The organism is Allobosea sp. 05T433 (assembly GCF_056396065.1).
Map to the genome: position 1 here is coordinate 15,554 of NZ_JBFTKS010000047.1, position 12,171 is coordinate 27,724.

At 62.3% G+C, this 12,171-nt stretch carries 10 protein-coding genes and 1 pseudogene; 6 read left to right on the forward strand and 5 right to left on the reverse strand.

The genetic code is table 11. The features are described 5' to 3' along the window. Window positions 1–75: 75 nt before the first annotated feature. From AC1DGP_RS32950 to AC1DGP_RS32970, 5 genes are all read right to left on the reverse strand, one after another. The gene (locus AC1DGP_RS32950; RefSeq protein ID WP_441508700.1) at window positions 76–1,074 is read right to left on the reverse strand and encodes an HAD family hydrolase; all 999 of its coding nucleotides are present in this window, start codon (window positions 1,072–1,074) and stop codon (window positions 76–78) included. A gap of 75 nt (window positions 1,075–1,149) precedes the next feature. After that, a complete protein-coding gene (locus AC1DGP_RS32955; RefSeq protein ID WP_441508693.1) occupies window positions 1,150–1,545 on the reverse strand; it encodes a hypothetical protein in 396 nt (131 codons plus the stop codon). 144 nt (window positions 1,546–1,689) lie between these two features. Continuing rightward, on the reverse strand, window positions 1,690–1,911 hold the full coding sequence (locus tag AC1DGP_RS32960; protein ID WP_441493108.1) for a hypothetical protein: 222 nt from the start codon (window positions 1,909–1,911) through the stop codon (window positions 1,690–1,692). A 98-nt stretch (window positions 1,912–2,009) separates the two neighbouring features. Then, window positions 2,010–3,755, reverse strand: a complete 1,746-nt coding sequence (locus tag AC1DGP_RS32965; protein ID WP_441508701.1) for an arylsulfatase — start codon at window positions 3,753–3,755, stop codon at window positions 2,010–2,012. 85 nt (window positions 3,756–3,840) lie between these two features. Continuing rightward, a complete protein-coding gene (locus AC1DGP_RS32970) occupies window positions 3,841–4,764 on the reverse strand; it encodes a formylglycine-generating enzyme family protein (protein ID WP_441508694.1) in 924 nt (307 codons plus the stop codon). A gap of 433 nt (window positions 4,765–5,197) precedes the next feature. Between AC1DGP_RS32970 and AC1DGP_RS32975 the strand changes: the two genes are divergently transcribed. From AC1DGP_RS32975 to AC1DGP_RS33000, 6 genes and pseudogenes are all read left to right on the forward strand, one after another. After that, window positions 5,198–7,417: a sensor histidine kinase gene (locus tag AC1DGP_RS32975; RefSeq protein ID WP_441508695.1), complete on the forward strand. Its 2,220-nt coding sequence runs from the start codon at window positions 5,198–5,200 to the stop codon at window positions 7,415–7,417. A gap of 7 nt (window positions 7,418–7,424) precedes the next feature. Continuing rightward, window positions 7,425–8,030 (forward strand): response regulator transcription factor, encoded by a 606-nt coding sequence (locus tag AC1DGP_RS32980; protein ID WP_441508696.1) that lies wholly within the window; start codon window positions 7,425–7,427, stop codon window positions 8,028–8,030. A gap of 100 nt (window positions 8,031–8,130) precedes the next feature. After that, window positions 8,131–8,487, forward strand: a complete 357-nt coding sequence (locus AC1DGP_RS32985) for a response regulator transcription factor (protein WP_441508697.1) — start codon at window positions 8,131–8,133, stop codon at window positions 8,485–8,487. Between the two features lie 40 nt (window positions 8,488–8,527). Beyond that, the gene (locus AC1DGP_RS32990; protein ID WP_441508698.1) at window positions 8,528–10,306 is read left to right on the forward strand and encodes an ABC transporter ATP-binding protein; all 1,779 of its coding nucleotides are present in this window, start codon (window positions 8,528–8,530) and stop codon (window positions 10,304–10,306) included. Window positions 10,307–10,348: 42 nt separating this feature from the next. After that, window positions 10,349–11,341, forward strand: coding sequence for a phospholipase D-like domain-containing protein (locus tag AC1DGP_RS32995; protein ID WP_441493114.1), 993 nt, complete (start codon window positions 10,349–10,351; stop codon window positions 11,339–11,341). A gap of 432 nt (window positions 11,342–11,773) precedes the next feature. Then, window positions 11,774–12,171, forward strand: a pseudogene (locus tag AC1DGP_RS33000) (transporter); the annotation flags it as partial.

A 12,171-nucleotide genomic window follows, 5' to 3' on the forward strand; every position in this document is an offset into this window, starting at 1 on the left:
GCCAGACGGAAACCCTGCACCCGTTTGGCGCCTCGGGACATGCTCCCTGCCCCGCGCGGCCGCCGAATGCCGTCCTCACTCCGCGAACGGAAAGATCTTCTTCCAGTCCCGCTTCATGTCGACCACCGTCCATTTGTTCACGGCCGCCGCGTCGAGTGCGATGTCGAGCTTTCCGAAATGCGATTGGCGGTCATAGGCATATTCTCGTTCGGCATCGGTATGGTGGACGATCAGGCCAAAGCGCGGCCCGCCCGACAGGGTCGTCCATTGCAGCATTTCGAGATCCCCGTCGGAGTTCCCGAACGCCGCAATCGGCCGGCGGCCGATCTGCTGATTGATACCCACGGGCTTGCCGGCCTTGTCGTCGATGAAGTTGATCTGAGGCAGGCGGAAGATCACCGGCCTGCCATCGCGCATCTCGAACCGCGTCTTGATCGAGGAGCCCAGGACCTGCTCCGGCGGGATGCCGTAGACCCGCTCCGTCCATGGTCGCATGAACTCCACACCGCCTCCCGACACGATATAGGTCTTGAAGCCATTGGCCCGGAGATGGGCGAGCAATTCCAGCATCGGCTGGTAGACCAGCTCGGTATAGGGGCGCTTGAAGCGCGGATGGCGCGCCGTCGCCAGCCAGTCCGTGGTTATCTTCGCAAACTCCTCCGAGGTCATGCCGGCATGGGTGGCGCCGATGAGCTGCATCAGCCCCTGTTCGCCGGTTGCCGCCAAGGCCCGCATGTCGCCAGCGAGGACCGCCTTGAACGGCTGTTTCGTCTTCCAGCCGGGGTTCTGCGGCGCCAGCGCCTTGACCCGGTCGAGCACGAAGGCGAGCTGGACATACATCGGCTGCTCCACCCACAACGTGCCGTCATTGTCGAACACCGCGATACGCTCGGCGGGCGCCACGAAATCGGCTCCGCCCTGGGTCGTAACCCGCGTGACGAAATCGATGATCGATGCCTTGGTCGGGCCCTCGTTCCAGGACGGCAACGCATCGGTCTGGGCGGAGGCCGAAGAGATTGTGAAGCCCAGGGGTATGGCGAGGGCCGGCAGGATCGCCAGGCCGTTGAGCAGCATGCGTCGGTCCAGGCCGACGGTAGAACTGATCGACTTCATCCTTGCCTCCCTTCCAATGCCGGCGAGAAACGGGCCTCAGTACATGAAGGGTCCTGGCCCACCCCAGGGCCCGAAGTCGAAGGCACTCTGGTTCATTACTGCCGTCATTTGCTGCTCATTGGCCAATTTCTGCGCGAAGACCATCTGGCGGAACTGGGCGTAAGCCGCCTGGTTGCCGAAATAGACGCATTGGCAGACGATCGGGTCGGCGTAGACGTAGATGATCTGCGAATTCTTGACCTGCTGAACGAATTTGTTGGGCGGCAACTTCTTCATCGCCGCAATGCGCTCCGCCGTGTTTGCGGGCTGCGGGGTGAAGCCGGCGGCCGAGAGCAGATCCTCCTTGTGCTGCACGGTCTGGGAGGTGGACTGGCAACCGGCCAGGGCGAGCCCGGCGGAGAGCGCAAGGGCAGTGAAGGCGTAGGATGGCATGACGTCCTCCGGATAGTTTGGGGGAATGCGGGGTCGAATGGACTCGGGGTCCTTTCAACGGGGCTTCGCGGACCCAGGTGTGACGAGGGAAGGTTCAGCCGGAAAGGCTTGGGCCGGATCGGAAGACCCGGCCCAGGACGGGCCTCAGTTTCCGGCCGCAGCGCCGAGCAGATAATCCTTCTGCAATTGCCGCGTGCTTGACGGATAGAGCGTCTGGCATTCACGCCAATAGCCGGACTTGGGCGCCCGGTTGTTGGGATCGGCGCAGATCGCGGCGAGTTGCTGCGCTCGTGATTGCGAGCTCTGGCAGCCTGACAAAATCAATCCGATCGATAACGCAATGCCGGTCATGACATAGGTCTTCATGACGTCCTCCCTTGAAAGAGGTTCTGGTGCTCGCCAGCCTGATGGAAGGGAGCAGGCGCCCCCGAGCAGGACGCCTGCCTGGTTGCTTTCGCCAGCGCTCAGTCGGACCGGCCTTTCGAGTTCTTGATCTGGTCCATGACCTGATCGAGGTTGTAGCTCGCCGGGTCCTGCATCGGCGGGAAGTCCTTGTAGGAGAGGAGTTCCTTCATCCACAGCGCCTGGCCGATCGGCAACATGTTCCAATCATAGAGATAGGCGGTGGAGGGGGAGCCGATTGAGCCGCCCATACCCAGGAGCGTCTTGTATTGCGAACCGATCGTGGTCTCGAAGGGGTCGCGCTTGATATTGACGACCTGGGCCCAGTGGTAGGGCATCACGCCGGAGATGAAGCCGGCCGGCGAGTCCGAGACCATGGCAAAGTAGATCTTCCAGTTCTTGTAGCGGACCGCCGACGGGTCCTTGCCGGAATAGTAGAAGAACGTATCGCGCGCCGATTTCTCCGACCGTCCGAGCAGGTATTCGGCCTGGTCGACGCCATCGAGTTTGGTCTTGACGATGCCAGGATAGCTGCCGGCCATGATGCGCTGGTTCAGCGCATCGCCCTTGTCCCCGCCCGCGAGGTTGACGAGGGTCGGCAGCCAGTCGAGCGACGCGAAGATGTCGTTCTTGATGGTACCCGGCCGGATGCCGCCGGCCGGCCAGCGCACGAGCGCCGGCGCCCGCATGCCGCCTTCCCAGGTGCTCAGCTTGCCGCCCTTGAAGGGAGTGACGCCACCATCCGGGAAGGAGATCGTCTCTGCGCCATTATCGGTGGTGAAGACGATGATCGTGTTGTCGAGCTGGCCCATGTCCTGCAGCTTCTTCAGCACGACGCCGATATTGTCGTCCATCTGCTTCATGCCGGCTTCGTTCAAGCCCCAGTCCTTGCCACCGGGCTCGCCGATCATGGCCTCGTATTTCGGCGACAGAACCGTCGTGACATGCATGCGTGCCGGGTTGTACCAGGCGAAGAACGGCTTGTTAGTCCGGCGGGGGTCGTTGCGCTCGAGGAAGTCGACGACCTTGGCGGAGATTTCCTCGTCCACCGTCTTCGAGCGTTCCAGCGTCAGCGGCCCTTCGTCCCGGCAGGTCTGGTTGGCCGCCGTGCCGTTGGAGGATGTGCAGAACAGCACCGGACGGGGCGGCGTCAGGCAGGTCGTTACCCTTGGATCCACCGCGCCGGGAACCGGGGGAAGGCCCGGAATTGTGGTGTTGATGCATGGCGGAGCCACGGTCTGCTGGGTCGGGGTCCTGTTGATGTCGGGGAAACTCACGCCCTGCATCGCATCGAGGTGATAGAGATAGCCCCAGAATTCCTGGAAGCCATGCGCGGTCGGCAACGCGTCGGTGTGGTCGCCGAGATGGTTCTTGCCGAACTCGCCGGTGTTGTAGCCGAGATCGATCAGGAATTTCGCAAGTGCCGGGGTTCCGGGCCGAAGATAGGACGGGCTGCCCGGCAGTTGGGGCGGGATCATGCCGGTGCGCAGCGGATGCATGCCTGTGAAGAAGGCATTGCGCCCCGCCGTGCAACTCTGCTCGGCATAGTAATGCGTGAAGAGCGCACCTTCCTGGCCGATCCGGTCGATATTGGGCGTCTCCCCGACCATCAGGCCGCGGTGGTAGATGCTCGGCTGCATGATGCCGATATCGTCGCCCATGATGAACAGGATGTTCGGTCGGGACTGCGCCTGCGCGGGCGCGGGGGCCGGAGCCTGGGCAACGGCCGGCGTCACGGCGCTCGCACAAATGAGCGCGGTAGCTCCCAGGAGCGCCGTTCGCGTGGTCTCGCGCGCACTGGCAAGCATTCGATTGAGCTTCGATCGATGATCAGCGGGCTCGTTGGGCGATGGTCCGGCGAGAATGTCATGCTTCACGGCATATCCTCCTCTTTTAGATCTTCGAGACTCCGCGCCGGACGCAGCGGAAGCCGATATGGCTAGCCGAGGTGTCGACGAGCTGGGGGTGGCGTGCCGCCGGGCGGTAGCGGCGGCAGTAATTGGGCGCACACAGGTGTGAGCCGCCCTTCAGGACCTTGCGCGGGATCCTGAGTTCCGGATGGCATGGGTCGTAGCTCTGGTCCTCGCGCCCGCCGCGCGGGTTTTCCGGGATGCAGCAGGCTTTTGGCGCATCGGCGGCGTGCCTCGCCACGTAGAAATCGCTCGTCCATTCCCAGACATTGCCGATCATGTCGTAGAGGCCGTAGCCGTTGGGCGGGAAGGCGGTAACCGGCGAGGTGCGCGTAAACCCGTCCTGCGCGAGGTTCTCTCGTGGGAAGTCGCCCTGCCAGGTATTGGCCATGTGCTGGCCGCCGGGCGTGAACTCGGCCCCCCATGCGAACTCCGCGCCGTCGAGGCCGCCGCGGGCCGCGAATTCCCATTCAGCCTCGGTCGGCAGGTCGATCCCGGCCCAGTGCGCATAGGCCAGCGCATCGGAGAATGCCACGTGCACCACGGGATGGTTGTCGAGCCCGTGAATGCTGCTCCTCGGGCCGTAGGGATGCCGCCAGTCAGCGCCCTTCAAGTAAGTCCACCACTCGCCCCAGAAGCGCAGGTCAGCGGGATGGCCGGGGGGCGAGAAGACGAGAGAACCAGCATAGAGCATCTCTGGCCGGGCCGCCGGGTAGTCCTTTGGATCCGGACACCGCTCCGCGAACGTGACGTGTCCGGTGGCGCGAACGAAGTCGCGGAACTGGCGGTTCGTGATGGGCGTCCGGTCCATCCAGAAGCTGTTCACGGTCACCCGGTGGACCGGAGCCTCTTCAGGGTAGTGGCGATCCGACCCCATGAGGAACGTGCCGCCGGGTATGACGAGCATATCTCGCGGAGGCGCAGTACCCGCACTCAACGCGCGATTCAGAGGATCGCTGGGGGCCGCGGGCGGTCGTTCCGTGATTTCAAGACTTCGCATGAAACACTCTCTGAGTGCTCGGCTCTCAGGCAGGCTGTACCGATAAATCGGGGGTCGCTCTACTGGACCATGGCCCAGTATCGAGGCTTGCCGGGCTCTCCGGCCTCCGGGATTTCCCGAGGCTCCGCGGTCAAGGTTCAACCGCGGACACCATGCCTGTGCCGAAAAGGACTGGGCGCCCACGAGCTTCGACCCCGGCAAAAATGCATCTCGACAGGGTAGAGATGACGCTGAATAATGCCGCCTTCCAGAACTTCGAGACCTTCCACGTGCCGCTGCGGTAGGAAAGATGGAAGTTCGGTTACAACTTCGAGCAGATGCAGCGCGAGGTGTTGGAGCGTTGGGCCTGCTCCTTCTGGTGCTCGCCTTCCCTTGGCTGGCTCCTGCTGCGCGGTCGCAGCGGAAACCAGCGCGCATCCTCTTTCTGCATGCGTTCAACTATACATTTCCGGCCACGGCGGCCATCAGCGAGGCCGCGCGCAATCGGTTCTCGGAACGCGCTCCTCACAAGATCGAGATCGATGCCGAGTTCCTTGACCTCGCGCGCAGCTCCGACCCCGCGCATGAGGATCGGATGGCGTCGTTCCTGCGTGACAAGTACGCGCGTTCACCCCCGGACGTCATCGTCACCCTGGGGAGCCTGGCACTGCCCTTCATCATCAAGCATCGCGCCACGATCGCGCCCGCCGTACCCGTCGTGTTTACGAGCATCTCGTCGGCAACCTATGCCGTCTCACGGCCGCCTCCCGATGTCACCGGGATCATCACGGAGTTCAATCTGGAAAAGACGCTCGCATTGGCGAAGGCGCTGCAACCCAACTCAGGGCGCGTCGTGATGATTGCTGGGAGCGCCGAAGTGGATCGCCGTTGGCAAACCCAAGCGCGGGCGACGATGCAGGCTCACGCCGAATTGGAAGCCACGTACCTATTTGGACTGCCTTTTGACACTCTCGTTGCAGAGTTGGAACGTGTTCCCGCGGACGCGATCGTTATCGTCCTGACGGTATTCGCGGACGGCACGGGCAAGAGTTTTGTTCCAGCCGAAGTCGCGACTGCGCTGGCCGCGCTTTCTCCTGCTCCCGTCTATTCACCTTACGATACCTATCTTGGCAGTGGCACGGTTGGCGGCTTCATAGAGACGTTCGAGTCTGTCGGCATAGCCGCAGCCGACCTCGCACTTGAAATCATTGCAGGCGCTGACCCGGCCGCGCTCCCGCCACGAACAAATCCCGGACAGAGCTACCGCGTCGATGCCAGGGCGATGCAGCGTTGGAATCTGCGGGAAAGCAATCTTCCGGCCGATGCTGCGGTGTTGTTCAAGAAGCCGACGATCTGGGACCAGCATCACAATCTGGTGCTTGCGGCTCTCGGCATCTCTGCATTGCAGATGGCCGTTGCCGGTGCCCTGCTGCTCCAGAGGCGCAGAAGACAGCGTGCCGAAGCCCTGCTCAAGGAGAGCGAGGAGCGGATGACCTTCACAGCGGCGTCCGTGAACCTGGCCCTCTGGCAATTCCATCGCGAGACCAACGAACTCTGGTCAACGGAGCACGCGCGGGCCCTGTTCGGTCTTGGGGAGGATACGCCTCTCACCCGCGATGCGCTCCTTGCCGCAATCCATTCCGAAGATCGCACGGGAGCAATCAACTCGCTGACCAAGGCGGCAAACAGCGACCAGTCGGCCGTCGCTGACGTTCGCGTCATGCGAGATGGGGAGCCGCGCTGGATACGGATTCGCGCGCGGTTTCATCCCGACCCCGCGGGCGATCCGAAGCAGCTCAGCGGAATCTTCATCGACGTTACCGACCAGAAAATGGCCGAGATCGAAACGGCCCTGCAGCGCCAGGAGGTGGCGCACCTGATGCGGGTTTCGGTACTGGGCGAACTGTCGGGCGCGATCGCCCATGAGATCAATCAGCCGCTCACCGCAATCCAATCCAATGCGGAAACGGGGCTCGATTTGCTTGCCGCGGCTTCGCCAGACCTGGCCGAGCTCCGCGATGTGCTGCAGGATATCGTCGACGATAATCGCCGGGCCAGCGAGGTCATCCAGCGCTTGCGTAACCTGCTCAAGAAGGGCGAGACCACAGCTGTTTCCGTCGATGTGAACGAGCTCGTTACCTCGACGCTTTCATTGCTCCATAATGAACTTGTCAGTCGCAGGATCAGTGTAAGCCTCGAACTGGCGGGCGAATTGCCCGCGACGGTCGCAGACCCCGTCCAGCTGCAGCAGGTCCTGCTCAACCTCCTGGTCAACGCCATGGACGCGATGGCTTCCACCCCCACGCCCGAACGAAACATCGCCGTTTCGACGTTGCGTACGCCGACGAGGATGATCGAAGTCCGCGTCAAGGATTGCGGACCCGGGATTCAGCCGGAAGCTGTAAGCCACGTATTCGAGCCCTTTTACACGACCAAGCCAAACGGCCTTGGCCTCGGACTGGCGATCTGCTCAACTGTTGTCGAGGCCTATGGTGGCGAGGTCGAACTCGCGAACGACGAGGCGGGTGGAGCGGTCGCGAGCCTCTTGCTGCCAGCCAAATCGCCGATCTCAGCCGAGTGAGCGCCCGATGTTTACAGTCTTCCTCGTTGATGACGACACATCAGTGATCAAGGCCTTGTCCCGCCTCCTTGGCGTAAGGCGATACACGATTGCGGCTTTCACATCCTCGCAGGAGTTTCTCGCCGAACATGACGCTTCCATTCCAGGCTGCGCCGTCATTGACGTCTGCATGCCAGGCCTCGACGGCCTTGAACTTCAGCAGGCACTGACCGCCAAAGCGACCAGTCGGCCGGTCATCTTTCTCACCGGCAAGGGCGACATTCCGACCACAGTGCGTGCCATGAAAGCGGGCGCCGTTGATTTCCTGACCAAGCCGGTCCGCGCCCAGGATCTGGTGGCCGCCATAGAACGCGCGAGGGAAGCGGATTCTCGTGCCCGGCAGGTGCAAGCCGAGCTGAACTCGGTCGAGAGCAGAATTGCAACCTTGACGCCCCGCGAGCGTGAGGTTCTGACACATGTGGTTGCTGGAAAGCTGAACAAGCAGATCGCATACCAGCTCGGCACCGTCGAAAAGACGATCAAATTCCACCGTGGGTCGATCATGAAGAAGCTCGGCGTTCGTATGGTCGCCGACCTGGTGCGCCTGACAGAGAAGGCCGGCATTTCCGCGTAGTCGCCCCGCGATGCGTACTGGCCCAACGGTCAGGTCGACAACGGGAAAAAACCGCCTCACGTTCCGCCCCATGGGGCAGGATTCTTCCTGGATCGCTATCGTGGACGACGATCCGTCCGTGCTGAAGTCCCTGAGTCGGACGCTGAGGGTTCGCGCCTATGAGACGAAGATCTTCAGCTCGGCCCGCGAATTTCTGGAGGTCTTGCCCACGGGGACGCCTGCCTGCCTGATCCTTGACTTGCAAATGCCTGGGATGACCGGCCTCGAGCTGCACCATCAATTGGTCAAGGCTGGCGTCCATATTCCGACCATCATCATTACGGCCCATGGTGACGGGATGCGCGAGCCGTCTCACCCCTCGGACATCGTCGCCGTTCTTTCGAAGCCGTTGCGGAATGCGAACCTATTCGACGCGCTCGCGATTGCACTCGGATCAGCTGGAAAAATGATGCTGTGAGTGTGCCGAGCCGAGACTGATCCCGTGCAGGAGTTGGCGAATGACACGCCTGGTTCTGGACCTCCTCCGCCCTTATCGTGGCTGGCTGCTCATCGCCTTTGGCGCAATGCTGGTCGAAATTGCCGCCAGCCTCGCCGCGCCCTGGCCGCTGAAGCTGGTCCTGGACGATGCGCTCGGCAACCATCACCTGCCTGAATGGCTCGCATGGCTGCATCAGTACGGTTTCAGCCGCAACACGACCGGTGTCGCGCTCTTTGCGGGCGTTGCCACTCTGCTCATCGCCATCATCGGCGGGATAGCGACCTACCTGGACAATTACTACACCACCAGCATTGGCCAGTGGATTGCCAATGATCTACGCATCCGCATCTATGAGCACCTGCACCGTCTGTCGCTGCGATACTATCAGAATGCCAAGATCGGCACACTGATCTCCACCATCACCTCCGATGTCTCGACCCTGCAGAGCTTCGCCTCGTCGTCGACGCTGAGTATCGTCGTCGACCTTCTCACGATCGTCTTCATGGTCGGGCTGATGTTCTGGCTCGACTGGGACTTCACGCTGATCGCAATCGCCGTCATTCCCTTCCTCCTGGTCTTCATCATGCGCTTCAAGCGGGCGGTGAAAGAGGCGACGCGCCTGGTGCGCGTCAGGCAGAGCGAAGTCCTGGCAGTGGTGGAACAGGGCCTGGGCTCGGTCCGGGCGGTCAAGGCGTTCGGGCGGCAGGATCTCGAACTCGCGCATCTGCAGGATGTCAGCCAGGCGACAGTCGATGCGGCGCTGAAGGCACGGCGGGTCAAGTCCCTGCTCTCGCCGGTGGTCAGCATCGTGGTCGCGTTCTGCACCGCCATCGTTCTCTGGAAGGGAACGGCGCTGATCATCGCAGGCACCATGACAGCCGGGTCACTGACGGTCTATCTCGCCTATCTCTCGAAATTCTTCAAACCCGTTCAGGATCTTGCGAGCGCCACGACGGCCATCGCGCAGACGACCGTGGCGCTGGAACGCATCCAGACGATCCTCGCAGCCGACGAGATCGTCTTCGAACGCGCCGATGCGGTTGATCCGGGGCGCGTCAAGGGCGCGATCACCTTCGAGCATGTCGCGTTCGGCTACGAGGCCGATGTGCTCGTGCTGCGCGATGTTTCCTTCTCGATCGCGCCTGGGCAGGTCGTTGGCATCGTCGGGCCCACGGGCTCAGGCAAATCCACCGTGCTCAGCCTGCTGCCACGCTTCTATGACGTGAAGAGCGGGCGCGTCCTGATCGACGGCACGGATGTCAGCACGTTCAAACTCGCCGCCCTGCGCGCCCAGATCGGTTTCGTGCTGCAGGAGACGGTGCTGTTTCGCGGGACGATCCGGGAGAACATCGCCTATGGGCGGCCAGGTGCGACAGACGAGGAGATCGTGGCGGCCGCCAGGATCGCCAATGCCGACGAGTTCATCGCCCGCATGCCGCATGGCTATGATTCCATGGTCGGGGAGCGCGGCGATACGCTGTCGGGCGGCCAGCGCCAGCGCATCGGCATCGCCCGGGCCGTCGTTCGTGACAGCCCGATCATGATCCTCGACGAGCCGACAGCGGCGCTCGATACCGAGTCCGAGCACCTGGTGATCGAGGGGCTGCGGCGGCTGATGGCGGGCCGCACCGTCATCATGATCGCCCATCGCCTCAGCACGATTCGAAATGCCGACAAGATCATCGTGCTGAAAGACGGGATCGTTGCGGAAGAGGGCTCGAATGACGAGCTGATTGCCCGCGGCGGGATCTATGCCGAACTCAACCGCGCCCAATTCGAAACGACCGCGGCCACGTGAGGTCGCCCCGTCCCTTCCTGCGCAAATCAAGGAGTGCCGGCCATGTCGCACAAGCTGATTGTCCTTCCCGACGACACCCCCGATGCCATCCTCGCACCGATCAACGCCGCCACGCGGGTGCTCAATATCAGGATGTTCCTGTTCACGGACCCGACCCTGCTTGGCGCTGTGCTCGCAGCGAAGCAACGCGGCGTCCAGGTGCGCGTCATGCTCAACCCGGCGCGCCGCGACGGCGCGAGCGAGAACGAGGAGACGCGCCAGGTGCTCGACGCTGCCGGCATAGAGGTGCGCGACAGCAGCCCGGCCTTTGCTCTCACCCACCAGAAGTCGATGGTGATCGACGATACGATCGGCTTCGTCGAGTCGCTGAACTGGGAGACGCGGGATCTCACCGAGACGCGTGATTATGCCGTCACCACCACCGACAAGCTGGAAGTCGCGGAGATGGTGCGCTGCTTCGAAGCGGACTGGGTACAGACGGAGTTCGAGCCCGATCCTGCATCGAAGCTGATCTGGTGCCCCAATAACGGCCGAGAACGGATCGCGGCCTTCATTGACGACGCCAAGCAAACCTTATGGCTGCAGAATGAGCGTTACCAGGACACGGTGATCATCGAGCGCCTCGTCCGGGCGCTGAACCGCGGTGTTGAGGTCCACATCATGGCGCGGCAGCCGCACAAGCTGAAGAGCGACAAGCTGGTGGAAGGCGTCGGCGGCCTGCGGATCATGGAAGATGTGGGAGCCAAGATCCATCGGCTGAAGAATCTGAAGCTGCACGGCAAGATGCTCCTGGCCGACGAGAAACGCGCGATCGTCGGCTCGATCAACCTGACCCCCGGCAGCTTCGATGCACGGCGCGAGCTCGCCATCGAAACCGACGCCCGCCACCTTGTCGAGCGCCTGGTCGAAGTCTCGCATCACGACTGGAAGCATTCGCACCGGCTGGACCTGTCGGACGAAGGGTTGCTGGCCGATCTGCAGAAGCATGGCGTCGATGGCGCCAGCAAACTCGCGATCGCGAACAAAGGTTCGTAGCTGGGATGGGCTGCGACAGGCCCAGATTTCTCAGGTACAGCCATCCGCCCAATGAGCAAGCCAAGCCACGCCGACGGATGCGACGCTCAGTGCAAAGTGGTCACCCCGTGCATTTGCAGGGCTTCAACTACGCCGTCGAAAATCAGGCCGCCCCCGATCGCGGAGACGAAGAACCCGACAATACACGTGATCGCGTCGATCCCCATCGGCCCGATTCTTTGCGTGAGCTTCTCCCATCGAACTGTCTCGCAATCCCAATGCATCGAATACTGGCGCAGACACAGCGGAGCCTCCGCCACAACATTGTCGACATGTATCACACAAGCAACACACGGTGATGATTGCGCATTGCAAGCAATACCTAATCTGGCACTCAGCAGCGAACTCTGTTCCAATGGTCAAAGATGGTCTGGATGACAGACGGAGCACATCATGACTGGACGACGCACAGGCTGCGGACGATTCGGACTGAGGGTCGCGCTCGCCATCTCAATCGGCTTGGCGAGCTCTTTCGCCATCGCCCAGGAGGGCCCCGAAAAGAGCACCGACGATCTTGCCAAGGCGGCGCAAAACCCCGTTGCCGACATGATCAGCCTGCCGTTCCAGAACAATTCCAACTTCAATGTCGGCCCGCATAAGCAGCTGCAGAATGTCCTCAACATCCAGCCCGTGATCCCGATTACGCTGAACAAGGACTGGAACCTGATCACGCGCTGGATCACGCCGGTGATCTCGCAACCGGCCCTGACGGTGAATGGTGACCGCGAGTTCGGCCTCGGCGACATCAACCCGAGCTTCTTCTTCTCGCCGAAGCAGCCGACGCACGGCAT